Source organism: Kribbella sp. NPDC051587 (genome assembly GCF_044453945.1).
Classification (GTDB): Bacteria; Actinomycetota; Actinomycetes; order Propionibacteriales; family Kribbellaceae; genus Kribbella.
The window spans coordinates 60173-84976 of the sequence record NZ_JBITDE010000019.1; the positions used below are offsets into that span (position 1 = coordinate 60173).

At 67.9% G+C, this 24804-nt stretch carries 23 protein-coding genes; 11 read left to right on the plus strand and 12 right to left on the minus strand.

Annotated elements, in window-relative coordinates:
- Positions 1–29 precede the first annotated feature (29 nt).
- On the minus strand, positions 30–1433 hold the full coding sequence (locus tag ACIA49_RS39530; protein ID WP_396383472.1) for a PLP-dependent aminotransferase family protein: 1404 nt from the start codon (positions 1431–1433) through the stop codon (positions 30–32).
- Between the two features lie 46 nt (positions 1434–1479).
- On the opposite strand from ACIA49_RS39530, the gene ACIA49_RS39535 reads away from it, so the two are divergent.
- Together ACIA49_RS39535 and ACIA49_RS39540 are read left to right on the plus strand one after the other, a co-directional pair.
- Positions 1480–2754 carry an FAD-binding oxidoreductase gene (locus tag ACIA49_RS39535; protein WP_396383473.1) on the plus strand — a complete coding sequence of 425 codons (1275 nt, stop codon included), beginning with the start codon at positions 1480–1482 and terminating at the stop codon, positions 2752–2754.
- Positions 2751–3251: a tetratricopeptide repeat protein gene (locus tag ACIA49_RS39540; protein WP_396383475.1), complete on the plus strand. Its 501-nt coding sequence runs from the start codon at positions 2751–2753 to the stop codon at positions 3249–3251. Before ACIA49_RS39535 ends, ACIA49_RS39540 begins: the two co-directional genes overlap by 4 nt.
- On the opposite strand, the gene ACIA49_RS39545 is transcribed toward ACIA49_RS39540, so the two are convergent.
- On the minus strand, positions 3248–3679 hold the full coding sequence (locus ACIA49_RS39545) for a rhodanese-like domain-containing protein (RefSeq protein ID WP_396383477.1): 432 nt from the start codon (positions 3677–3679) through the stop codon (positions 3248–3250). The genes ACIA49_RS39540 and ACIA49_RS39545 overlap by 4 nt on opposite strands.
- A 64-nt stretch (positions 3680–3743) precedes the next feature.
- On the minus strand, positions 3744–5630 hold the full coding sequence (gene nhaA / locus ACIA49_RS39550; protein WP_396383479.1) for a Na+/H+ antiporter NhaA: 1887 nt from the start codon (positions 5628–5630) through the stop codon (positions 3744–3746).
- Positions 5631–5736: 106 nt separating this feature from the next.
- On the opposite strand from nhaA, the gene ACIA49_RS39555 reads away from it, so the two are divergent.
- The 3 genes from ACIA49_RS39555 to ACIA49_RS39565 are packed head-to-tail and all read left to right on the plus strand — an operon-like array spanning position 5737 to position 8304.
- Positions 5737–6438 (plus strand): GAF and ANTAR domain-containing protein, encoded by a 702-nt coding sequence (locus ACIA49_RS39555; protein WP_396383481.1) that lies wholly within the window; start codon positions 5737–5739, stop codon positions 6436–6438.
- Positions 6439–6478: 40 nt separating this feature from the next.
- Entirely contained in the window at positions 6479–7615 is a 1137-nt protein-coding gene (locus tag ACIA49_RS39560; RefSeq protein WP_396383482.1) for an ROK family protein, read from the plus strand.
- A gap of 32 nt (positions 7616–7647) precedes the next feature.
- Positions 7648–8304 carry a GNAT family N-acetyltransferase gene (locus ACIA49_RS39565; protein ID WP_396383483.1) on the plus strand — a complete coding sequence of 219 codons (657 nt, stop codon included), beginning with the start codon at positions 7648–7650 and terminating at the stop codon, positions 8302–8304.
- On the opposite strand, the gene ACIA49_RS39570 is transcribed toward ACIA49_RS39565, so the two are convergent.
- Positions 8248–8790: a CGNR zinc finger domain-containing protein gene (locus tag ACIA49_RS39570; protein ID WP_396383485.1), complete on the minus strand. Its 543-nt coding sequence runs from the start codon at positions 8788–8790 to the stop codon at positions 8248–8250. The two genes, ACIA49_RS39565 and ACIA49_RS39570, sit on opposite strands and share 57 nt — an antisense overlap.
- A 178-nt stretch (positions 8791–8968) precedes the next feature.
- Between ACIA49_RS39570 and alr the strand changes: the two genes are divergently transcribed.
- From alr to ACIA49_RS39595, 5 genes are all read left to right on the plus strand, one after another.
- On the plus strand, positions 8969–10105 hold the full coding sequence (gene alr, locus ACIA49_RS39575) for an alanine racemase (RefSeq protein ID WP_396383486.1): 1137 nt from the start codon (positions 8969–8971) through the stop codon (positions 10103–10105).
- Positions 10102–11070 carry a D-alanine--D-alanine ligase gene (locus ACIA49_RS39580; RefSeq protein WP_391542420.1) on the plus strand — a complete coding sequence of 323 codons (969 nt, stop codon included), beginning with the start codon at positions 10102–10104 and terminating at the stop codon, positions 11068–11070. Before alr ends, ACIA49_RS39580 begins: the two co-directional genes overlap by 4 nt.
- Entirely contained in the window at positions 11067–11690 is a 624-nt protein-coding gene (locus ACIA49_RS39585) for a M15 family metallopeptidase (protein ID WP_396383489.1), read from the plus strand. Before ACIA49_RS39580 ends, ACIA49_RS39585 begins: the two co-directional genes overlap by 4 nt.
- Before the next feature lie 87 nt (positions 11691–11777).
- Positions 11778–11939 carry a hypothetical protein gene (locus ACIA49_RS39590; protein WP_396383491.1) on the plus strand — a complete coding sequence of 54 codons (162 nt, stop codon included), beginning with the start codon at positions 11778–11780 and terminating at the stop codon, positions 11937–11939.
- Positions 11939–13462 carry an N-acetylmuramoyl-L-alanine amidase gene (locus ACIA49_RS39595; RefSeq protein WP_396383492.1) on the plus strand — a complete coding sequence of 508 codons (1524 nt, stop codon included), beginning with the start codon at positions 11939–11941 and terminating at the stop codon, positions 13460–13462. The genes ACIA49_RS39590 and ACIA49_RS39595 overlap by 1 nt, the downstream gene beginning before the upstream one ends.
- A 952-nt stretch (positions 13463–14414) precedes the next feature.
- On the opposite strand, the gene fdhD is transcribed toward ACIA49_RS39595, so the two are convergent.
- The 8 genes from fdhD to ACIA49_RS39635 form a co-directional block, all read right to left on the minus strand.
- Positions 14415–15245, minus strand: coding sequence for a formate dehydrogenase accessory sulfurtransferase FdhD (gene fdhD / locus ACIA49_RS39600; RefSeq protein ID WP_396383494.1), 831 nt, complete (start codon positions 15243–15245; stop codon positions 14415–14417).
- On the minus strand, positions 15233–16456 hold the full coding sequence (locus tag ACIA49_RS39605; protein ID WP_396383496.1) for a molybdopterin molybdotransferase MoeA: 1224 nt from the start codon (positions 16454–16456) through the stop codon (positions 15233–15235). The genes fdhD and ACIA49_RS39605 overlap by 13 nt, the downstream gene beginning before the upstream one ends.
- A 473-nt stretch (positions 16457–16929) precedes the next feature.
- Positions 16930–17154 (minus strand): formate dehydrogenase subunit delta, encoded by a 225-nt coding sequence (locus ACIA49_RS39610; protein WP_396383497.1) that lies wholly within the window; start codon positions 17152–17154, stop codon positions 16930–16932.
- Complete coding sequence (fdhF, locus tag ACIA49_RS39615; RefSeq protein WP_396383499.1) at positions 17151–19967, minus strand: formate dehydrogenase subunit alpha; 2817 nt, start codon at positions 19965–19967, stop codon at positions 17151–17153. The genes ACIA49_RS39610 and fdhF overlap by 4 nt, the downstream gene beginning before the upstream one ends.
- The gene (locus tag ACIA49_RS39620) at positions 19964–21475 is read right to left on the minus strand and encodes a formate dehydrogenase beta subunit (protein ID WP_396383501.1); all 1512 of its coding nucleotides are present in this window, start codon (positions 21473–21475) and stop codon (positions 19964–19966) included. The genes fdhF and ACIA49_RS39620 overlap by 4 nt, the downstream gene beginning before the upstream one ends.
- Positions 21472–21966 carry an NAD(P)H-dependent oxidoreductase subunit E gene (locus tag ACIA49_RS39625; RefSeq protein WP_396383502.1) on the minus strand — a complete coding sequence of 165 codons (495 nt, stop codon included), beginning with the start codon at positions 21964–21966 and terminating at the stop codon, positions 21472–21474. The genes ACIA49_RS39620 and ACIA49_RS39625 overlap by 4 nt, the downstream gene beginning before the upstream one ends.
- Before the next feature lie 176 nt (positions 21967–22142).
- Complete coding sequence (locus tag ACIA49_RS39630; RefSeq protein WP_396383504.1) at positions 22143–22568, minus strand: MerR family transcriptional regulator; 426 nt, start codon at positions 22566–22568, stop codon at positions 22143–22145.
- 9 nt (positions 22569–22577) lie between these two features.
- The gene (locus ACIA49_RS39635) at positions 22578–23609 is read right to left on the minus strand and encodes an aminotransferase class V-fold PLP-dependent enzyme (RefSeq protein ID WP_396383505.1); all 1032 of its coding nucleotides are present in this window, start codon (positions 23607–23609) and stop codon (positions 22578–22580) included.
- A 59-nt stretch (positions 23610–23668) separates the two neighbouring features.
- Between ACIA49_RS39635 and ACIA49_RS39640 the strand changes: the two genes are divergently transcribed.
- On the plus strand, positions 23669–24712 hold the full coding sequence (locus ACIA49_RS39640; protein WP_396383506.1) for an aldo/keto reductase: 1044 nt from the start codon (positions 23669–23671) through the stop codon (positions 24710–24712).
- Positions 24713–24804 lie beyond the last annotated feature (92 nt).

The following is a 24804-nucleotide window of genomic DNA, read 5'->3' on the forward strand; positions in this document are numbered from 1 at the left end:
GATTGAATTGCAATGCATTGAATAGTTATTCACGATGAGCGGGCTGCCGCGAGAGCCTCCGCGAGCAGGTCGACGCCCTCGATCACACTGCTGACAGTCAACCCGCCGTACCCGAAGACGAGCCCACCCGGTCCCGGCGGCGTCACCCAGTACGGCGCCAATCCGTAGACGCCCAGCCCACGCTCAAGCGCAGCCGCCTTCACCGCAGCCTCGGTCAAACCCTCGGGCAGGAGCGTCATCACATGCAGCCCAGCCGAAATCCCCGTCGGCACCAACGACGGCACCCGCAGAGCCAGCCGCTCCATCAACGTGTCCCGCAGCAGCCGGTACCGCGGCCGCATCCGGCGCAGGTGCCGATCGAACTCACCGTGCGCCACGAAGTCCGCGAACGTCAGCTGATCCAGCACCGGCGACCCGCGATCATCCATCAGCTTCGCGTCCGCCATCGGCTGCACCAACCGCGGCGGCAGGATCATCCACCCCAGCCGCAGCCCCGGCGCCAGCGTCTTGCTCGCGGTCCCGGCGTACGCAACGCGATCCGGCATCAACCCCTGGATCGCACCCACCGGCTCCCGGTCATACCGGAACTCCGCGTCGTAGTCGTCCTCGATCACCAGCCCATCCCGCCGAGCCGCCCACGCGACTAGCGCCGCCCGCGTTTCCGCCGACGTCACCGCCCCCGTCGGGAACTGATGCGCCGCCGTCACCAGTACGACGTCCGCTCCCGACCGCTCGAGGGCATCGACGTCCACCCCACCCTCAAGAACCGGTACGCCGACCGCCGTCAACCCGGCGTCAGCCGCAGCCCGGCGCAGATCGTCGTCCGACGGATCCTCGACCGCGAGGCACCGATATCCCAACCCAGCAAGGACTTTCAGCAACAACCGCGATCCCTGCGCGAACCCGTTGCAGATCAGCATGTGCTCCGGCCGCGCCGCCGTACCGCGGACTCGGTTGAGGTAGTCGGCCAACGCCGTCCGCAGCTCGATCGTCCCGCGACCATCGAGATACGCCAGACTCCGGTACGGCGTTTCGTTCAACACTCGGCGTACCGACCGCAACCAGGCCGCGCGCGGGAACTGCGACACGTCCGGCCGGCTGTAGCGGAAGTCGATCCGCGGCTCCCCGTCCGGCACCGAGCCCGCAGCCGAAGCCGGGATCGCGGCGACCTCCGCGACCTCGGTGTATCCGCCACCCCGGCTGATCAGGTACCCCTCGGCCACGAGCTGCTGATACGCCTCGACCACGACACCCCGCGACAGCCCCAGGTCCTCGGCGAACGAGCGGGTGGACGGCATGACCGCGCCGGCCCGCAACAACCCCTCACGGATCCGCGCACGAATCCCGCTCTCCAGCTGCTGATGGAGCGGAGCGCCACCCGAGCGCTGCAGCTCGATCAGCAACTCTCCGGAACTGGTCCTGATTCGGCTCACGAAACTGGACCTTATCGGAGTACCGCTGCGCTGTCAGGGTGTTCCTATGACGACCTTCCTGGAGCCCGGAGACACCGGGTACGACGCGGCCCGCTCGATCTGGAACGCCATGATCGACCGCCGGCCGGCCCTGATCGCGCGCTGCACCACGACCGCCGACGTCGTCGAAGCGGTCCACCTCGCCCACATGAGGAACCTGGAGATCGGGGTCCGCTGCGGCGGTCACAGCATCGCCGGCCTGGCCGTCCCGGACGGTGGGCTGATGATCGATCTGACCCCGATGGGCGCGGTCGAGATCGATCTCGAGCGCCAGACCGCGATCGTCCAGGGCGGTGCGCTGCTCGGCGAACTGGACCGGGCCGCCCAGCGCTACGGCCTCGCCACCACCGCCGGCAACGTCTCGCACACCGGCGTCGGCGGACTCACGCTCGGCGGTGGAATGGGCTGGTTGGCCCGTCAATTCGGGCTGGCCTGCGACAACGTCACGGCGTACGAGGTAGTCACCGCGGCCGGCGACGTCGTTCGGGCGACCGCGGACGAGAACGCCGACCTGTTCTGGGGGCTGCGTGGTGGCGGCGGCAACTTCGGCATCGTCACCTCGTTCGAGTTCCGGCTGCATGAGATCGGCACGCGGGCCTTGGTCGCCGAGTTCACCTATCCGCTCGAGGCCGCGTACGACGCGCTCCGTGGCTGGCGTGAGCTCAACACGCAGGCGCCGCGCGAAGCGACCTTCACCGCCTCGATCACGCCGGACGGCGTCACCCTCGGCTACGTCTGGATCGGCCCGCTCGGGAGCGACCTGCTGCCCAAGTTCCGCGAGCTCGGTCCGGTGGTCAAAGAGTCAGTGGAGTCGATGCCGTACCTCACCCTGCAGAGTCGCGACGACAGCATTCAGGGCCACCGCTACCGCCGCTACTGGAAGGGTCACTACTTCAAGTCCCTGCCCGACGAGGCGATCAAGGCGCTGATCGGCACCCCGGGCGTCACCGCCAGCCTGCAGGCGTACGGCGGCGCGATCGCCGACACCCCCGACGGCGACGCAGCCTTCAGCCACCGGGACACGCTGTTCGAGTTCGTCACCGCAGCTCGCTGGGAGGACCCGGCCGACGACGAGGCCCGGATCGCGCGGGTCCGCGAGTACGCCGCGGGACTCACGCCGTACACGAGTGGTGTGTACATGAACACGCTGAACGGCGAGGCGATCAACCGCGCCTTCCCGCCGGAGAAGCTGGCCCGGCTGGCCGAGCTGAAGGCGAAATACGACCCCACGAACCTGTTCCACCTGAATCAGAACATCGCCCCGGCAATACTGGTGGGGTGACAACCGAACTGACGCCTGAGTTGGCGGCGACGATCGAGGCAGGCTTCTCCCGGCGCGACCGGGAGAACATGCAGCCCACGATCGACTTCTTCGAAGCCCTGCTCGTGGAGCACCCGGACAATCCGTACGTGCTCTACGAGGTCGGCGGTTCGTACGACACGGCCGGCCAGGAGGAGAAGGCCGTCGGTTTCTACGAGCAGGCCCTGCCCGGGCTGAGCGGCGAGATCCGTCGCAAGTGCCTCCTGCAGTACGGCAGCACCCTGCGCAACCTGGACCGGTTCGACGAGTCGCTCGACGTATTCAAGAAGGCGTGCGCCGAGTTCCCGGAGTCGGACTCGCTGCGGGTCTTCAAGGCACTGACCCTGCATGCGGCCGATCGCAAGGACAAGGCGCTCGCCACCTTGTTGCTGGTGATCGCCGACCGGTTGGAGACGCCGGAGATCAAGCGCTACGAGGCCGCCATCCGCGGCAACGCGGAGTACCTCGCCAACCTCTAGCAGGCGCAGGCGACGCCACGGGGTGCGGTCAGCGGGTCGGAGAGCCGGCGGGTGATGCCGTCGGCGGTCTCGACCGGCAGCCCTTCACGGGCCCAGTACTCGAAGCCGCCGATCATTTCCTTGACCGGATACCCCAGCTTGGCGAACTCCAGCGCCGCCCGGGTCGCACCGTTGCACCCAGGCCCCCAGCAATACGTCACCACCCGAACCCCCGCCGGTACGACGGTCGCCGCGCGCGAGGCGATCTCGCGGGTCGGCAGGTGGATCGCGCTGGGAACGTGGCCCTGATCCCAGCTCTCCTGGCTACGGCTGTCGATCAGCACCCAGCCCGTCGTACCGGCGCCGACCTCGGCGGCCACATCGGAAACATCGGTCTCGAAGGCCAGCCGGCCCGCGAAGTGCGCGACGGCTGCGGTCTGTTCAGTCATGTCCTCAGCGTCGGCGATCCCGCCCGCCGGGAACAGTGGCAGAAATGACCTACTACAACAAGATTCAGCCAGTCCGTTGATTGATCCGCGCACGGGCCCGGGCCACCTTGATCGCGGCCTTCAGCGTCTCGACGTCGTACGCGCCGTAGTGCCGCTGGCCGTTGATGAAGAACGTCGGCGTCCCGGAGACCCCGCTGAGGTCGGCCGACTCGACATCGCGCGCGACCCGGGCGGCGGCGACATGCCGTTTCACCTCGTCGTGGATCCGCTGGTTGTCGAGGCCGAGCTGCTCGGCGTACGACATCAGATCCTTCGGCTGCAGGTTCTCCTGGTTGGACAGCAGCAGATCGTGCATCTCCCAGAACGCGCCCTGCTCGTGCGCCGCCTCAGCCACCTCGGCCGCGATCTGCGCCCGCGGATGCACGTCGGACAACGGCAGGTGCCGCCACACATAGCGAAGGTCGTCGTCATGGAGAAGATCCCGTACGACGGGTTCCGCGATCCCACAGTACGGGCACTCGAAGTCGCCGTACTCGACGAGCGTCACCGAGGCGGTCTCAGGACCACGAACGTGATCGAGCTCCGGGTCGACCGGATCGACGAGGTCGACCAGCTCCTCGGCTCGACCGAGCAGGGCAAGCGCCTTCTTGGCTGGGCTGAGGAGCTTGACCGCGCGGAACACCAGCCAGGTCACGGCGGCCGACACCACCACGGCCGCCAGCAGGCCGACCTTGGCCTCGGCGAGCTCCGGGCCGTCGAACGCGATCGTTGCTATCAGCAAGGAGACGGTGAAGCCGATACCGGCGATGGTGCCGCTGCCGACGACCGCGGCCCAGCCGACCTGCGGTCCGTACCGGCCGCCGGAGAAGCGGTCGAGCAACCAGGAGACCATCGTCACCGCGACGGGCTTCCCGATCACATACCCGAGCAGAATGCCGAGCGTGACCGGCGAGGTAATGGCCCGGCCGAGGAAGTCCGCATCGATCGTGACGCCGGCATTGGCCAGACCGAACAGCGGGACGATCAGGTAGCTCGTCCACGGGTGATAGAGGAACTGCAGGCGCTCGTTCGGCGAGATCGCCGCGGTCAGGCCGACGGTTGCCGAGCGGGCCAACTCCGGCGTCGGCTGTTCCCGGAAGACGCGGAACAGCCCACTCGCCTGCTCGAGCTCCTCGCGACCCGGCGAGTACGCCGGTGCGGTCAGGCCGATCGCCAGTCCGGCGACGACCGGGTCGACGCCACTCGTGAGCAGGGCGGCCCACGTGATCACGCCGAGAACGACGTACACCCAGGGTTTGCGGACGTGGAGCAAGGCGAGGACCAGGACCACGGCGAAGGCGATGATCGCGATCAGCAGCGGCATCAGGTCGATGTTCTCGCTGTAGACCACCGCGATCACGACCAGCGCCAAGAGGTCGTCGACGACGAAGACAGTCAGCAGGAAGACCCGGACGCGATCCGGAACCCCACGGCCGACCAGAGCGAGCAGGCCGAGCGCGAGCGCGGTGTCGGTCGACATCGCGACACCCCAGCCGTGCGCGGTGTCCTTGCCGAGGTTGAACGCCAGGTAGATCAGCACCGGCGCGGCCATCCCGGAGATGCCGGCCAGCACCGGCAGCACGAAGCGGCTGCGGTCCCGGAGGTCGCCGAGGTCGAACTCGCGCCGCGCCTCCAGCCCGACGACCAGGAAGAACAGGGTCATCAGACCACTGTTGATCCACTCCCGCAGGTCCAACCCGAAGGCGTGCTGACCGAGCTCGAACGACAGGTCGGTCGCCCAGAAACCGTCGTACGAGCCAGGTGCGAGATTGGCCCACAGCAGGGCCAGCACGATCGCCGCCGCGAGCACTCCGGAGCTGCCGGCCTCGGTGCGCAGGAAGCTGCGCATCGGAGCCGCGAACTCCCGTCGCCAGTTCGTCCGGCCACTCAACAGGGCCGGGAAGTCCGCCATACCGTCACCCTAGTACCCCAATCGAGCGGTGAGGCTGCATGATGTCCCCTGCGGACGCCCCGAGCCCCGGGCATTCGCTGCGCCGAGACCCCCCTTGGAGTACCCGTTGACCGAGCAGGAGCTCACCGCGACCTCTGCGGATGCGTTCGCGCGGCTGGCCATCGAGCTGCACGACGCCCCTGGGGTCGAAGAGACCATCGACGCCGTCGTCCAGTTCGCGCTGCAGGCGCTGAACTGCTCCTATGCCGGTGTCGCGCTGTACACGCGGGGTGGCAGCCCGGAGATCGCCGCGGTGACCGATCCGGTCGTCGCCGATGTCTACGACCTGCAGTTGCGTACCGATGTCGGCCCGTTGGTGACGGCCCTGAGGGACCGGACCACGGTCCTGATCCGCGACACCGAGCTCGACGGCCGGTGGCCGGAGTGGACCGAGAAGGTCGCGGCGCTCGGTGTTCGCAGCGTGCTCGACGTCCCGTTGTTCACCGGCGACGCGCCGCGCCAGACCGTCGGCGTACTGGGTCTCTACAGCCCGGTCCCGGACGCCTTCACCGAGGACGACGAGGCGATCGCCCACATCCTCGCCCGGCACGCCTCGGTCGCCGTCGCCTCCGCCCGGCACGAGGAGACCATGGCGCAGGCGGTCGACGCCCGCAAGCTCGTTGGCCAGGCCATGGGCATCCTGATGGAACGCTTCGATGTCGACGGCGACCGCGCCTTCGCGATCCTCAAGCGCTACTCCCAGGACACCAACACCAAACTCCGCGACGTCGCGCAGCAGCTCATCGACACCCGCAAACTCCCCCACTGACCCACACGGTGGCTTCGGTCGCGGGAACTAGGGTGGTGGGATGGGGAGTTGGCAGCCGCTGGTGGGGCCTTCCCGGCAGGTAGCGCTGGAGATCCTGCTGGACGGGCCGCTGTCGCGTGCTGAGCTGTCTCGCCGGGTGGGGTTGTCGCCGGGGAGTCTGACCCGGCTGACGAAGCCGATGGTCGAGTCAGGGCTGCTGGTCGAGGTATCGGCCGGGCCGACCGACGCTCGGGTCGGACGACCGTCTCAACCGCTCGATCTGGACCCGGCCGCCCATCACTTCGTCGGGATCAAACTGACCGGCGACCGGGCGATCGGCGTACTGACGACTTTGCGGGCCGAGGTGATCGCGAGCCTGGAGCGGCCGCTGACCGATCACACGCCGTCCGCGGTGGCCGACCTCATTCTTGAGCTGGCCGATGACCTGGCGGCGCGGTCGCCGCGCGCGGTCACCGGGATCGGGGTGACACTCGGCGGACGGGTCACCGATCAGAACGAAGTGCGCTGGGGACCGTACCTGGACTGGGTCGACGTACCGCTCGGCGATCTGCTGGCCGCCGGAACCAGTACGCCGATCGTCGTCGCCAATGACCTCGATGCGCTGACCGAGGCGACGCACTGGTTCGGCGCCGGCCGTGGTGCCGACCGGTTCGTGCTGATCACCATCGGAGCCGGCATCGGGTACGGGCTGGTGATCCACAACCGGACCGTCGTGAGCCCGGACACCAGCATCGGCCTGATCGGCCATCACCCGCTGGTCCCGGACGGACCGCTCTGCGACCGCGGGCACCGCGGCTGCGCGATGAGCCTGCTCACCGTGGGTTCGATCACCAGCCGGATCGGCGCCGTACTCGGCCGGCCGATCGACTACGAGGAGTGCCTTGATCTGGCCGCCAAGGGCGATCCAGCGGCCCAACCGGTGATCAGCCAGGCCGGGTACGCCCTCGGGCGGCTCATCGCCGCCTCGGCCAACTTCACGATGCCTGAGCTCGTGGTCCTCGGCGGTGAGGGCGTCCGGCTCGCTGAGGTCGCCCGGACGGAACTGCTGACCAGCCTGCACGCCGACCGGCACCCGTCCGGCGCCGAACTCCCGATGGTGCTGCAGCCCGCCGACTTCACCGAATGGGCCCGCGGTGGTGCGGTGATCGCGATCCAGACCTTCGTGCTGGGTAACTGACTAAACCGAGATAAGCAGTTACACTCGCCGTCATGGACACCGTGAGGCGATGGATCGAAGGCTGGCGACTCTGCCGCGGACTAGCACCAGTGACCGAGTACGACGACGTCCTCCTCGCGCACCTCGGCCTGCCCGGGCGTGAGCAGGAGATGTTCACCCTGGTCGAGAACATCGAGCGACTGGCCCCGGCCGTCACGTCGACCACGTGGCTCACCGTCACCACCCTGTACGGCGATGCTGCCGCCGACCGCCTGACCGCGGCCGGGTTGCAGCCGTTCGACGAGCAGAAGGTGCTGATGTCGATCGCGCTGGATAACCACCCGCGGCCAGCGACGTCGTACCGGCTCGTCCAGCAGACCGACGGGCCCCTGGAGCGCGTGCAACTCCTCGCTCCAGATGGCACAGTCGCCGCCCGCGGGATGATGGCAGTCGTCGGTGCGGACGCGGTCATGCACGACATCCATACCGATCCGGATCACCGTCGGCGGGGCCTCGGCAGCGTGGTGATGGGCGCTCTGGCCGGGCGGGCTGTCGAGCGTGGCGCAACGACCGGACTCCTGATGGCGACCGAGATCGGCGTTCATCTCTACCGCGCACTCGGGTGGTTGCCGGAAGCAACCATGGTGACGGCTTCAGGCGGTACGAGCGCGGTGCGCAGCGACCTTGGTGCGGTTCTGACAAGCCGTTGAGCAGAAGCGTTGTGAGCCGTTCCGGGTCGAATCCAGGAACAGGTCGTCACAGCGAGTCGCCGCGCAACGCCGTACCCGCTCGGCTTCGTGGCTGCCGAGCAGCATCGCCACCGCGGTAGCGAACTCCGCCAGCCACCCCGTCGCCGCCGACACCCCAGGCGCTGCGAAGTGCAGATGCCAGAGCTGACCCGGCTCCCGGGTCAGCTGCGGGACCGCCTGGGTACGGCGTAACAGATCGTTGACCAGGTCCACCGCTCCGTCGACATCGGGGAGCAGGCTCAGCGCGTCATACAACTGCCGCGCGCCCGTCTCGTACTCGTGGAGTTCGATCGGGATCGTCCGGTTCGTGGTCAGCCGCAGGACCGCGCGGATCGCCTCGTCGTCCGGCGCAGCGGCCGGACGGCCCTGCCGCGTGGGCGCACCGAAGACGTTCGCCAGCGCGATGGCTGCGACCAGCGACGCCTTGAGGTGATCCGTGGGCTCCACGACGCCCAGTATCCGGCAGCTGCGGACAGCCACCCAACCTCACGCTGAGTAGCGAAGGTTAGCCTGAGTCAACTATTCCGGGCAGCCGGGCGTCCTACCCAGGTCGTACGTCAGATCTGCGCAACATCCTGCTCAGATCCGATGAACTTGATGGTTGCCAGCTACAACAATGAGGAACATGAACGTGGTCCACGTCCGGCAGCGTCCGGCGCCAGCCGGTATCGCCGGCCTCTCCGAGGCCGTCGTCGACCTGTCGGCGGTGCGTGACAACGTCCGCACTTTCCGTCGGCTGACCCCGCACGACGTGATGGCCGTGGTCAAGGCCGACGCGTTCGGGCACGGCGCCGTACCGGTCGCTCGCGCAGCACTGGAGGCCGGCGCCACCTGGCTCGGCGTCGCGCGCGCGGACGAGGCCCTGCAACTGCGGGCCGCCGGGATCACCGCCCCGATCCTGACCTGGCTGTACGACGCCGCCGAGCTGATGCTGCTCGGCGACATGGACGTCGATGTCAGTGTCTCCACGGTCGCCGAGCTGCAGCGGGTCGCCTCGGTCCCGGCCGTCAAGGCTGTGCATCTGAAGCTCGACACCGGTCTGCACCGGGCCGGCAGCACCCCCGACCAGTGGATCGAACTGACCCGGGCCGCGGCGCACCACGAGGCGCTCGGGGCGCTCGTCGTCCGGGGAATCTGGTCGCATCTGTCGCACGGCGACGAACCCGACGCCGTCCAGAGCCGGAAGCAGTTGCAGCTGTTCCGGACCGGGGTGGTGCTGGCCCGGCGCGCAGGATTGACTCCGAGCGTGTTGCACCTGGCCAATTCGGCCGGTGCGATCACGCTCGACGCGCCCGAGTTCGACCTGATCCGGATCGGGGCCGGGCTCTACGGCATCGACGAGACCGGGATCGGCCTGCGACCGGCCATGCGGCTGATGAGCAAGGCCATCCAGGTCCGCCGGATCGGGGCCGGTGAGGGCGTTTCGTACGGACATGACTTCGTCGCGGATCGGGAGACCACGGTCCTGCTGGTGCCGATCGGGTACGCCGACGGGATTCCGCGAGTCGCGGTCAAGCAGGCTAGTGTGCTGTGCCGCGGGGTCCGGATGCCGATCGTCGGCAGGATCGCGATGGACCAGTTCGTCGTCGACGCCGGTGCCGCGGCGGTCGATCCGGGCGAGCCGGTGACGATCTTCGGTGACGGTTCGCACGGCGAGCCGACCGCTCAGGACTGGGCGGACTGGGCCGGAACCATCCCGCACGAAATCTACTGTGGCATCGGTACCCGGGTGCCGCGTCGCTACGAGGAGGCAACTCGATGAAGGTCGCGGTCGTGATGGGCGGCGCCAGCCCCGAACACCACGTGTCCCTGGCCAGCGGCAAGGGGATCGCCGACGCGGTCACCGAGCTCGGCCACACCGCGGTACCGCTCGTCATCGACCAGCAGGGCGACTGGGCCGACGGCCTGCACGAGGCGATCGACCTGCTCCGCTCCGTCGACGTCGTACTGATCGGTCTGCACGGCGAGTACGGCGAGGACGGCCGGCTGCAGGGCTTCCTCGACCAGCTCAAGGTCCCGTACGTCGGCAGCGGCGTCACCGCCAGCGCGGTCGGCCTCGACAAGCACCTGACCAAGGCGGTGCTGCGCGCGCACGGCATCCCGGTCACCCCCGGCGTCCGCCTGTACGGCGCGGAGACCGCCGACACCGAGGCGGCCATCCAGAAGCTCAAGGAGGCCGACGTCGAGTTCCCGGTCTTCGTGAAGCCGGCGAACGGTGGTTCCAGCTTTGGCGTCGGTCGCGCCACCGACCTGGCCTCGCTCGCTGAGGCGGTCGCCGCGGCGGCCGAGCTCGACCCGCAGGTGCTGGTCGAGAAGGAGATGGTCGGCCGCGAGATCGACCTCGCCGTCCTGGAGTTCCCGGACGGCCGGGTCGAGGTCGGCCCGCCGCTGGAGATCCACAGCGACCCGGCGCAGCCGTTCTTCAACGCGACCGCCAAGTACGACGCGTCGAGCGCGACCCAGTTCGTCGTACCGGCTCCGCTCGAGCCTGAACTGGCCGAGTTGCTGCGGGAGACCGCGCTCGAGGTCTTCGCCGTCCTCGGCTGCCAGGGCCTGGCCCGGGTCGACTTCTTCGTCCCGGCCGACGGCAAGCCGGTCGTGAACGAGATCAACACGCTGCCCGGGTTCACGCCCGCCTCGCAGTTCCCGCGGATGTGGGCCGAGGCCGGCTACTCGTACGCCGATGTCGTCGGGGTGCTGATCGAGACCGCGGTCGCCAAGTCGTGACGGTCCTGCTCAGCGACGAACGGATCACCCGGATCGCGGCGATCGAGAACGGCGAACCCCTGGTCGAACTGGCCACCCGCGGCATCCAGACGCCCGGCCCGGCCTACGCCCGCGAGGGTGTGGCGGACCGGCTCGTCGTCGCGAACGCGTTCCTGCCGTCGGGGATCCAGCTGCACGTGGTCGAGGGGCTGCGGCCGCTCGAGTCCCAGCGCGAGATCTACGACGGGTACTGCGCCGAGCTGCGAGGGTTGAACCCCGGCTTGGCCGAGGCGGAGATCCACGTGCTGGCGAGCCGCTTCGTCTCCCCGATCGAGGTCGCTCCGCACGTGGCCGGCGCTGCCGTCGACCTGACCCTGGTCGGCCCCGATGGTCCACTCGATCTCGGTACGCCGATCGACGCGACCCCCGAGCAGAGTGACGGAGCGTGCTTCTTCGCGGCCACCAACATCAGCCCCGAAGCCCGCACCAACCGCGACCTCCTCGCCGACGTCCTCACCTCAGCCGGCCTCGTCAACTACCCCACCGAGTGGTGGCACTGGTCCTACGGCGACCGCTACTGGGCCTACGCCGAGAACCAGCCCCATGCGATCTATGGGCCGATGGCCTGGCCGACGGCCTGAGGCCATTCCACCTGTATTTGATTGATTGCTCAGACGTACGGCGGGCTGGTGCCATGTCCCCACCGATCTTCATCGTTGGAGGCTTTCATGACCCCGCCCAGGTTGTCCCGCCGCAAAATCCTGCTGAGTATCCCGGCCGTGGCGCTGGCCGCGCAGGTCGGGTTCTCGGCCGCTCCCGCTCAGGCGGCGCCGAAGAAGCCTGAGTGCTTGGCCGACCTGATCGCCGCCGACCCGATGGTGCTCCGCTGATGGCCAGCATCACCTGGCTCGCCGACGTGCTGCGGGCGGCCGGCGTACAGGTCGTCGAGGAAGGCAACTGGAAGGCCCGCGGTGTCTCCGGGTCGTTCAACCCGATCGGCGTGCTCTGGCACCACACGGCCGCGAAGTCGAGCCCGACCAACCCGGCTCCGGCGCTGGGGATCTGCATCAACGGCCGCTCGGACCTGCAGGGACCGCTGTGCCACGCGCTGGTCGACTACAACGGCGTGTTCCACGTGATCTCCGCCAACCGCGCGAACCACGCCGGTCCGGCCCGGGCGAGCGGCCCGATCCCGGCCGGTGACGGCAACACGATGCTGATCGGCTGGGAGATCGACTACGACGGCGTCAATCAGCACATGACGCAGGCCCAGTACGACGCATCCGTGAAGGCGACTGTCGCCGTACTGAAGCAACTCAACCGCGACGCCAGCTACGTGCGCGGTCACCGCGAGACGAGTACGACGGGCAAGATCGACCCGTCGTTCATCGACCTGGACGCATTGCGGGCCGAGATCGCCGCCCTGCTGGCTGGTGGCGGTGGTGCGGGCGGTCAGGCGTACAAGTTCCAGGACCAGCAGCACGTGACCGCGATCGGTACCGGCGGCACGCTGGTGAACCTGATGTGGTCGCCGGGCACCGACAAGGTCATCCAGGACTGGGGAAGCAGCAACCTGGCCGGGAAACCGTTCGGGTTCGTGCACAACGGTCAACAGCACGTGTTCGCGCGCGGCAAGGACAACACCATGCGGCACTGGTGGCAGGCGGGTACCGGTGCGCCGGTCCTCGACACCTGGGGCACCGAAGGACGCGTGCTGTCGAACCCGACCGGGTTCCCGTATCCGAACCAGCAGCATCTGTTCTACCGCAACCCGGACGGCAACCTCGAGCACAAGTTCTGGGACCAGGGCACCGATCAGATCACCACCGGCGTCTGGGCCAACGGACCGTTCGTCGGCAACCCACATGCCTTTACCCACAAGGATCAGCAGCACATCTTCGGTCGCGGACCGAACGGTGAGCTGAAGCACTGGTCCTGGGCTCCGGGCGGGAACCCGACCTTCGACAACTGGGGCGTCCCCAGCGGTGTCACCTCCGACATCACCGGGTTCAGCACCGGCGCCCAGGCGCACATCTTCTTCCGCAACGCCGACGGCCAGCTGCAGCACCGCTTCCTCGACGGAACCACCGTGCTCGGCGACATCTGGACCGGCGGCCCGTTCGTCGGCAACCCGTACGCGTTCGCCCACAAGGACCAGCAGCACGTCGTTGCCCGCAAGGAGAACGGCGACCTCGTCCACTTCTACTGGTCCCCCACCATCGACCCACCCGAGTCCGACAACTGGGGCGCCCTCGGCGTAGTCACCGACGACCCGGTAGGCCTGTCCACCTCCGACGCCCACCACGTCTTCTACCGCATCGCCAACGGCTCCCTAGAACACCGCTTCTTCGTAGACGCCTCCGCCCAACAACTAACCGACAACTGGGGCGGCTCCCTCGCCGCCTCCTCCTAACCCCTTTGGTGGGCTGACCCATCCCGTTGCGGGTGGGCCAGCCGCCTCCCGTTAGCCCACCCACCACCTGCTGAGCCAACCCACCAAACGGCGCCCCGGCCGTCCAACCTTGAGCACGGCTCAACCACTTCCCCGCGCGCCACGCTGTTGACCGGCGCACAAAGCAGCTCGCCGGTACGACGTTGTGCACGGCTCAACCACCTCCGCACGCCCCACGCGGTCGGCCGGCGCACAAAGTGGTCGACCGCCGCGACCTTGAGCACCGTTCAACCACTTCCCCGCGCGCCACGCGGTCGACCGGTGCACAAAGCGGCCCGCCGAAACGACGTTGTGCACGGCTCAACCACCTCCGCACGCCCCACGCGGTCGGCCGGCGCACAAAGTGGTCGACCACCGCGACCTTGAGCAGGGCTCAGCCATTCCCGCGGACATCTCGTGGGTTCACCCATCGGCTTGTGGGTTATTGACCCGCATGCGGGTGGGGAACCCACAATCTCGTGGGTTCACCCATCAGGTTGTGGGTTAACCAGCCGCGTGCAACTTGGCCAACCCACCATTTGATGGGCTCACCCACCAAATGGGGTTAGACGGCGGTGATGCGGGCGGGAACCCACAATCTCGTGGGTTCACCCATTGGCTTGTTGGTTATTGACCCGCATGGGGGTGGGGAACCCGCAAGCTCGTGGGTTAACCCATCAGGTTGTGGGTTAACCAGCCGCGTGCGGTTGGCCAACCCACCATTTGATGGGCTCACCCACCAAATGGGGTTAGGCGGCGGTGATGCGGGCGGGAACCCGCAAACTCGTGGGTTAACCCATCAGGTTGTGGGTTATTGACCCGCATGCGGGTGGGGAACCCACAATCTCGTGGGTTAACCCATCAGGTTGTGGGTTAACCAGCCGCGTGCAACTTGGCCAACCCACCATTTGATGAGCTAACCCATCAAATGGGGTTAGGTGGCGGTGGTGATGCGGGTGGGGTGGGTGTAGATGTTCAGGGAGCCGTTGCGGATGAAGCCGGCGAGGGTTAGGCCGGACTCGTCGGCTAGGTCGGCGGCTAGGGAGCTGGGGGCGGAGACGGCGCCCAGGATGGGGATGCCGGCCATGACTGCTTTCTGGACGAGTTCGAAGGAGGCTCGGCCGGAGACGATGAGGATCAGGCCGCGGGCCGGGATTCGCTTGTCCAGAAGGGCCCAGCCGATCACTTTGTCGACGGCGTTGTGACGGCCGACGTCTTCGCGGACGACGAGGAGTTCGCCGGTCGGGGTGAAGAGGCCGGCCGCGTGCAGGCCGCCGGTGCGGTCGAAGACCTGTTGCTGGGTTCGGAGTACGTCGGGCAGCTCCGCGAGTACGTCGTACCGGATCTGCACGTTGTCTTCGGCGGGGGAATACCTTGTTTTCAAGCGGACTGCGTCGAGTGAGGCCTTGCCGCAGACGCCGCAGGACGAGGTGGTGTAGAAGTTCCGCTCGACTCCGGTGACAGGAGCCGGTACGCCGGGGGCCAGGCCGAGGTCGAGGACGTTGTAGGTGTTGCGCCCTTCGTCATCACGCGAATCACAGTACCGGGCGTCACGGATGTCGTCGACGCTGCCGATGACGCCTTCGGTGTGCAGGAAACCGTGGGCCAGCTCGACATCATGGCCGGGTGTGCGCATGGTGACGGCGAGGGCTTTGCCGTCGACGCAGAGTTCGAGGGGTTCTTCGACCGCGAGTGAATCGGGTCGGGTGCGGTCGCCGTTCGGACCGATACGGAGGACGGGGCGTCGCGCGATCAGCCGGCCCATGGTCGTGCTCCTGGGTCGAGCGGTAACAACCGCGCCGCGATCGCCTCGGCCGGGCCGGGGTCCACGACAGCCAACGCATCCGCGCCGGCCGCACCTCGGAGCATCGCCGAACCACCATGACCGACCGGTACGGCGCCCTCCGCCGTCACGCGGACGGGTACCAACCGGGTGCTGCGCGGATGGCAGTCCACTCCGCCGGGGATCGACGCGATCGGCAAAGTCGGGAGGCGCAGGCCGCGAAGCCCGAGAATCGCCGCGACTCCCAGAGTCAGGAACGCGCTGAGCGCGGCGAATGGATTACCCGGCAGCCCGATCACCAACCGCCCGCCGGCTAGCCGGGCTAACGCCTGTGGATGGCCTGGCCGACAAGCGACCCCGTCCACGATCAGCTCTGCCCCCAACTCCTGCAGCACCGGCCGGAGGTGATCGGCGGGACCGGCCGCCGACGAGCCTGAGACGAGAACCAGGTCACTGGTCTGCTGGGTGAGGGCTTCACGGAGGGCTTGGCGGGTGTCGGGGAGGTGGTGGAGTTCGCCTAGGTGGGCGCCGGAGCGGGTGATGAGGTCGGGGAGCATCGGGCCGATGGCGTCGCGGACTCGGCCTGGGCCGGACGGCCCTTGGTGCACAAGTTCGTCGCCGGTGATCAGTACGTCGACGACGGGCTGTGGGATAACGGTCAGGCGGTTGAGCCCAAGGGACGCCGCAAGACCAAGCACCGGCCCATCGACGACAACTCCATCCGCCAACACCACTTCGCCTTCCCGGCACTCCTCGCCGGCCCGCCGGATGTGCTTGCCGTCCGCAGCCGGTCCGCTGACCCACTCCCCATCCAGCTCAACGTCTTCGTCCTTCACCACACTCGTCGCACCAGCCGGTACGGCGGCCCCCGTGGTGATGCTGCACGCCTGCCCGTCCGCCAACTGAACTGACGCCGAGCAGTTCACCCCCACATGCCCGATCACCCGCCAAGGCCCAGCCCCGCTCACGGCGTACCCATCCATCGCCGACCGATCCACCGGTGGCACCGCACCCGGCGCCACCAACGGACTGGCCAACACACACCCACGCGCCTCACCCAACCCCCGCGAAACCACCGCCCGCGGCCGCCCAACCAAATGAGCCACCCGCCGAGCCGCATCCCACGACACGTGCTCCCGGGCGTCCGACACCAGCACCCCGCCCCTCCCCCTCCCACCGCCGACTCCATCCATCGGAACAGGAGCGGCCCCCAAGCCGAATCCAGTGGCTGGAGCGGATTCCCTGACCGGACTGGAGCCAGCACCCGCACCAGACACCCCAGCCGAGGCCGACGCCCTGACCGGACTGGAGCCAGCACCCGCACCAGACACCCCACCCGAAGCCGACGCCCCGACCGGACCGGAGCCAGCACCCGCACCAGACACCCCACCCGAAGCCGACGCCCCGACCGGACCAGAGCCAGCACCCACATCAGACACCCCACCCAAGGCCGACCCCCTCGCCGGACCAGAGCCAGCACCCACACCAGACACCCCACCCGAAGCCGACCCACCGACCAGACCAGAGCCAACACCCACACCAGATACCCCACCCGAAGTCGACGCCCTGACCGGGCTGGAGCCAGCACCCGCGGCAGGTGTCCCGGACGGGGTGGGTGCGCTGGCTCGGTGGGAGGTCGGGGAGGGGGTGTGGTCGGTGGGGTGGGTCACTGGGGGTGTTGGAGTTGTTGGGCGGCTAGGGCGGCGGCGGGGGCTAGGTGTTGGGCGCCGGCGGCGGCGTGGGCTATGAGGGCGGTCTTCATGCGGGGGTCCCAGGTGACTTTCAGGTGGTTGGCGATGGCGGTGGCTGCTTCGGCGGGTGGGCGGTGGGCGAACTGGGCGGCGATCTCGTTCGCCAGGCGGACGTAGGGCGGCAGCGTAGAGCGGCTCATCGTGCATCACCAGCGACAACTGGTTCGCGGGCTTCGGCGACGGAGGTGGGGACGAGATCCACCTGGACCGCGGTGACCTTGTACTCGGGACAGTTGGTGGCCCAGTCGGAGTTGTCGGTGGTGATGACGTTGGCGCCGGTGACCGGGTGGTGGAAGGTGGTGTAGCAGACGCCGACGGGCATGCGGTCAGAGAGCCTTGCGCGCAAGGTGGTTCGGCCGACTCGGCTTGAGAGCGCGACGGTGTCGCCGTTCTCGATGCCGCGGACCTCCGCGTCGTGCGGGTGCAGTTCGAGGATGTCTTCGGGGTGCCACGCGACGTTCGCCGTACGGCGGGTCTGTGCGCCGACGTTGTACTGGGACAGGATCCGTCCGGTCGTCAGGATCAACGGGTACTTCCGTGTCGACCGTTCCGACGTCGGCACGTACATCGTCTCCATGAAACGCCCCTTGCCGCGGGTGAACTCCGCTTCGTGCATGATCGGTGTACCGTCCGGGTGTTCGACATTGCACGGCCACTGGATCGACCCGACCCGGTCCAGCCGTTCGAACGAGACACCCATGAAGGTCGGTGTCGTCAGGGCGATCTCGGCCATGATCTCGGCGGCCGAGTTGTAGTGCATCGGGTAGCCCATCGCCTGGGAGATCTCGCAGACGATCTCCCATTCCTGCTTACCGGTCTGCGGCGCCATCACCGGGCGCACCCGGTTGATCCGCCGCTCGGCGTTGGTGAACGTCCCGTCCTTCTCCAGGAACGATGTCCCCGGCAACAAAACGTGCGCGAACTTGGCTGTCTCGTTCACGAACAGGTCCTGCACCACCAACAGATCCAACGCGCCCAAAGCAGCAAACACGTGCTGGGTATTCGGATCCGACTGCGCAATGTCCTCACCCTGCACGAACAACGCCTTGAACGACCCGTCGATCGCCGAGTCGAACATGTTCGGGATCCGCAGTCCGGGCTCGTTCAGCAACGGCGTACCCCAGAGCTTCTCGTACACCTCCCGTACGCCGTCGTCCGACACATGCCGATACCCCGGCAGCTCATGCGGGAACGACCCCATGTCACACGAACCCTGCACGTTGTTCTGCCCGCGCAACGGATTCACGCCGACACCGCGCCGACCGATGTTGCCGGTCGCCATCGCGAGGTTGGCCATGCCCATCACCATCGTCGAGCCCTGGCTGTGCTCGGTGACGCCGAGACCGTAGTAGATCGCGCCGTTCCCACCGGTCGCATACAACCGCGCGGCGGCCCGCACCTCCTCAGCCGGTACGCCGGTAGTCCCGGCCACCGCCTCCGGACTGTGCACGGGATCGGAGATGAACGCTTCCCACGCCTCGAAGTCCTCACACCGATCGGCGACGAACGCCCGGTCGACCAGCCCCTCCGTCACCACCACGTGGGCCATCGCATTGATCATCGCGACATTGGTGCCGGGGGCAAGCGACAGGTGGTGCGCGGCCTCGATATGTGGCGATCGCACCAGATCCGTCTTGCGCGGATCGATCACGATCAACCGCGCACCCTGGCGGATCCGCTTCTTCATCCGCGATCCGAACACCGGGTGCGCGTCGGTCGGGTTCGCCCCGATCACCAGGATCACGTCGGCCTCGTCGACCGACTTGAAGTCCTGCGTACCGGCCGACTCACCGAACGTCTGCTTCAAGCCGTAACCCGTCGGCGAGTGACAGACCCGCGCACACGTGTCCACGTTGTTGTTGCCGAAGACCGCCCGGACCATCTTCTGAACGGTGTACACCTCTTCGTTCGTCGTCCGCGACGAGGTGATCGCACCGATCGACCCTTGCCCGTACTGCGTCTGGATCTCCCGCAATCGCCGTGCCGTAAAACCGATCGCCTCGTCCCACGAGACCTTCTGCCACTCCTCGGCGATCGAGTCCCGGATCATCGGTTCCAGCACGCGATCCGGGTGACTCGCGTACCCGAAGGCGAACCGCCCCTTCACACACGAGTGGCCCTCGTTCGCGCCGCCGTTCTTGTACGGCACCATCCGGACCAGCTCGTCACCGCGCAACTCGGCCTTGAACGAGCAGCCGACCCCGCAGTACGCGCAGGTCGTGATCACCGACCGGGTCGGCATCCCGAGCTCGATCACCGACTTCTCCTGCAGCGTCGCGGTCGGGCACGCCTGCACACACGCACCACACGACACACAGTCGGACTCGAAGAACGATCCGCCGGCCCCGGCCGCGACCTTGGAGTCGAAGCCACGACCCTCGATCGTCAACGCCAGCGTGCCTTGGACCTCATCGCATGCCCGCACACAGCGCGAGCATGCGATGCACTTGGACGCCTCGAAATCGAAGTACGGGTTGGAAGAATCCGTCGGCAGGGACATGTGGTTCGCGCCCGCTTCGACCCCAGATCCGTAGCGGACTTCGCGCAGACCGGTCACTCCGGCCATGTCTTGTAGTTCACAATCCCCATTGGCCGAGCAGGTCAAACAATCGAGTGGATGATCGGAGATGTAGAGCTCCATCACGCCCCGACGCAGCTTCCCGAGCTTCTCGTTCTGCGTCCGGACCACCATCCCCGGCGCGACCGGCGTCGTACAGGAGGCCGGCGTACCGCGCATGCCGTCGATCTCGACCACACACAACCGGCACGACCCGAAGGCCTCCAGGTTGTCGGTCGCGCACAACTTCGGTACGTCGATCCCGGCCTCCTTCGCGGCCCGCATCACCGACGTACCGGGTGGGACCTGGACGGCGACCCCGTCCACCAGCACCTCGACCGTCGCCTCGCCCGGCCGGGCCGGCGTACCGAAATCAGGTTCCTTCAACAGACTCATGCCCCGAAGTCCTTTCCGAAGTGGCGAACGGCGCTGCGCACCGGCAGCGGCGTGAGCCCACCCATCGCGCAGAGCGAGCCGTCGGTCATCAGGTCGCACAGATCGTCCAGCACGACAAGGTTCTTCTCGCGGTTGTCACCGGCAACGATCCGGTCGATCGTCTCGACGCCACGGACCGCACCGACCCGGCACGGCGTGCATTTGCCACACGACTCAGCAGCGCAGAAGGAGAAGGCGAACCGGGCCATCGCGGCCATGTCCACCGTCTCGTCGAACACCACGATCCCGCCGTGCCCGACCATCGCCCCGGCCGCGGCGAACGCCTCGTAATCCATCGGCAGGTCGAACTGCGACACCGGCAGATACGCACCCAACGGCCCACCGACCTGTACGGCGCGGATCGGCCGGCCGGATGACGTACCGCCGCCGAACTCGTTCACCAGCTCGCCGAGCGTGATCCCGAAGGCCGTCTCGACAATCCCGCCGCGCGCGACGTTCCCGCCCAGCTGGAAGACCGACGTACCGAGTGATCGCCCGACGCCGTACGCCGCGTAAGCCGCCGCACCATCGGCCAGAATCGTCGGAACCGTTGCCAGCGACAACACGTTGTTGACCACGGTCGGCAGCCCGAAAAGTCCTTGCAGGGCAGGGATCGGAGGCTTGGCCCGCACCATCCCGCGCTTACCCTCGAGGCTTTCCAGCATCGAGGTCTCTTCACCGCAGATGTACGCGCCGGCGCCGACGCGGACGTGCAGGTCGAACTCGAACCCGGAGCCGAGGACGTCGGTCCCCAGCCATCCCTCGGTCCGGGCGAGTTCGATCGCGGCCCTGAGCGTCGCCACCGCATCCGGGTACTCGGAGCGCAGGTAGACATAGCCCTCCGAGGCCCCCACGGCGTACGCCGCAATCGTCATTCCCTCGATCAGTGTGAACGGGTCGCCCTCGATCAGCATCCGATCGGCGAAGGTCCCGGAGTCGCCCTCATCCGCGTTGCAACACACGAACTTCACCGCAGACCGAGCGCCAAGAACGGTCCGCCACTTGATGCCGGTCGGGAACCCGGCACCCCCGCGGCCGCGGAGACCGGACTCGACCACGGTCTCCACGACCTCGGCCGGGGTCATCGCCAACGCCTGACGGAGACCCCGCAGACCGCCGTACGACGTGTAGTCGTCGACGGAGAGTGGATCGGTCACGCCGACCCGCGCGAACGTGAGTCGCTGCTGCCGCTGCATCCACGGCAACTCGTCAACCAACCCCAACGACGGGCCCGCACCGCTGAGCAGGCCGGCAGCCACCAGCCCGTCGACATCCTCAGGTGCGACCGGCCCATATCCGACCCGGCCCGATGCGGTCTCAACCTCGACCAGCGGCTCGAGCCAGAGCATCCCGCGGGATCCGTTGCGCACCACCTCGACCTCGGGTGCAATCGCAGCAATCCGTTCCGCGACCTCATCCGCGCCGACTGATCGAGCCGCCGAATCGCGCGACACGAAGACCCGCGTCATCGGGCTTCTCCCAGCAGTGCATCGAGCCGCGCCGGAGTCACGCGGCCATGCAGCCGCTCGCCGACCTGGACCGCCGGCCCAAGCGCGCAGTTTCCGAAGCAGAAGACCTCGTCGAGCGTGATCCGCCCGTCGTACGTCGTCTCGCCGAACCCGCAGCCCACACTCCGCTGGGCATGCTCAGCCAGCGCGACCGCACCAACCGACCGGCAAGCCTCGGCCTGGCAGATCGCCACCACAGTCCGCCCGGCCGGAGCCCGCCGGAAGTCCTTGTAGAACGTGACGACGCCGTGCACCTCGGCCACCGACAGATTCAGTACGTCGGCGATCACCGCCACGTCCGGCTGATCGACGTACCCGAGCTCCTCCTGCACGGCATGCAGGATCGGTATCAGCGGCCCCCGGAGCGCCCGGAGCTCACCGGCAATCTCCCGCACGCGCTGAGCACGCCCAGGGACCGGAACGGAGGAAGCGGCCACGACCTCACTCGTCATGTATACAACATCCCGTGCTCAGCGAGCGTGGTCAAAGCAATGCTGTCTATGACGCGATAGGCCCCAGCTATCAACCGCTCACCGCTCGTCCGGTAGCTGACACCCGGCGACCGATGCCGTGGTGGGCCGTCAGTTCCTGGAGGTCGCCAACCTGCTCGCGGCACCGCCGTCGTTGCTCAAGCCGACAACTCTTTTCCGGGTTCTTCGGTCGGGGTAGTCCACAGGCAGCTGGCGGTGCCGTCCGCGACGTGCCCCTCGTAGATCGACACCTTGTGGGTGATGACCCGCATGCACTCCTGCAGCTCCTCGATCTGCGCAGCCAGGTGCTCCTGGTGACTGCGCAGCAGCTCGAGGCGGTCCTGCTCGTTGCCGGCTCCCTTGCGGACCAGCTCGGTGTACCGGCGGATCGTGTCCAGCGGCATCCCCGACGAGCGGAACTTGATGCACATCGCGAGCCAGTCCACGTCGTCCTCGGAATAGACCCGCCGGCCGTTGGACTCCCGCCGTACCTGATCGGCCAGCAGCCCTTCGCGTTCGTAGAACCGCAGCGCGTGCACGCTCAGCCCGGTCCGCTCCGCCACCTGCCCAATGCTCAGCCCCATGCTTCGAGACTACGTCGCCTTGAGCGCAGCCAGCGCCTGATGGACGTCATCCCGGGTGGAATAGATGTGGAACGACGCCCGCAGCTTCCCGTCCCGGACCGCTGCACGGATACCGGCCGCGGCGAAGGCGGCCTGCGCGCCCGGCCGGGCGGTGCTGACGATCGCCGAGTTCGACGGCGGCAGACCGAGCCCGTCACGGAACTCGTTGGCCAGCGCGAGGTTGTGTTTGTTGATCGTCTCGACGCCGATCTGCTCGACCAGTTCGAGCGCCGGCGCCGCGCCGACGAAGCAGAACCACGAGGGCGACTGGTCGAACCGGCGGGCCCCTTCGGCCAGCACCATCCGCTCTCCGTAATACGAGCCGTGAACATCAGCCGCGGAGTACCAGCCGGCGGCCGAGGGGCGGCAGCGCTCCTGCAACCGGGGCGACAGATAGCCGAGCGTGGCACCGCGCGGCGACATCAACCACTTGTAGGTATGGACGATGAGCGCGTCCACGCCCTCGACGGTGAGCGGCAGCCAGCCCATGCCCTGGCTCGCGTCGATCACCACCAGCGCGTCGATCTCCTTGCTAGCAGCAACAACCGCGGCGAGATCGAGTACGGCGCCGGTCGACGACTGGACCGCACTGACCGCAACCACGTCGATCCCGGGCCGGATCGCGTCGACGAGGTCCGCGCCCGGGACGGCGATCACCTCGACCCCGCGATCCTCGTGCACCTTCCAGGGGAAGACGTTCGAGGTGAACTCGACGGTGTCGGTCAGCACCTTCGCCCCGTCGGGCAGCGCAGCTGCGATCGGCGCGATGGCGGCAGACACCGTGCTGCCGACGAACACATCAGCGGGGTCAGCGCCGAGCAGCCGGGCGAACGCCGTACGGGATCTGGTGGTCGAGTCGTCCCAGGGTTCCCAGCTGGTGGCGCCCACGCGCCAGTCGCTCAGGGCCGCTTGGAGCGCCTCCCACGCCGGGCGCGGCGGCAATCCGTAGGAGGCCGTGTTCAGCCAGCCGGGCTCGGGGTCCCACAGCTCTTTGTAGTCCACGCTGCCCACCTTACGGAGGGCTTGACCTAGACAGCGCTCTAGCTTTTAGCGTTCGGGTCATGCGCTATCGAACACTTGGCGGTACCGGCATCGAAGTCAGCATCCAGGCCCTCGGGACGATGATGCTCGGCTCGGTCGGCAACCCCGATCATGAGGACTGCATCCGGATCGTCCACGCCGCCCTGGACCAGGGCATCAATTTCGTCGACACCGCCGACATGTACTCCTCGGGCGAGTCCGAGGAGATCGTCGGCAAGGCACTGAAAGGGCGCCGCGACGACGTCGTCCTGGCGACCAAGGTGCACTTCCCGCTCGACGACGAGAACACCCGCAACCGGCGCGGCAACTCGCGCCGCTGGATCATCCAGGAGGTCGAGAACAGCCTGCGCCGGCTCGACACCGACTGGATCGACCTCTACCAGATCCACCGGCCGGACCACACGACCGAGATCGAGGAGACCCTCTGGGCGCTGACCGACCTGGTCAGCCAGGGCAAGATCCGCGCCTTCGGTACGTCGACCTTCGGCGCCGAGGAGATCGTCGAGGCGTACCACGTCTCCGAGCGTCGTGGATACGGCAAGTTCCGCACCGAGCAACCGCCGTACTCGATGCTCAGCCGGGGGATCGAGCGGTCGCTGCTACCGACCGCCCGCCGGCTCAACATGGGCGTGCTGACCTGGAGCCCCCTCGCCTGGGGCTTCCTGTCCGGCAAGTTCCGCAAGGACCAGCCGATCGACCTCACCAGCGGGCGCGCCAGCCTGGCCCCCGACCGCTTCGACCCGGCCCTGCCGGCCAACGCCGCGAAGTACGACGCCGTCGAGAAGCTGATCGAGGTCGCCGCCGACAACGGCCTGTCGCTCCCCGAAATGGCGCTCGCGTTCGTCACCACCCATCCCGCGGTCACCTCGGTCATCAACGGCCCGCGCACGATGGAACAGCTCGACGGTCTGTTGAAGGCCGCCGACCTCACCCTCGACGACGCCACCCTCGACCGCATCGACGAGATCGTCCCACCCGGCAAGGACATCTATGACTCCAACGGCGCCTGGCCCAACCCAGCCCTCACCCCCACCGCCCTCCGCCGCCCGGTCGGCGACCGCTAAGGACACTACGTAGAGATGTAGTTAGGCGGCGCTGTCACGCTCAGCGCCGCCTAACTACAGGCCTATTCGGCCACTAGTACGTGTCCTTAGCG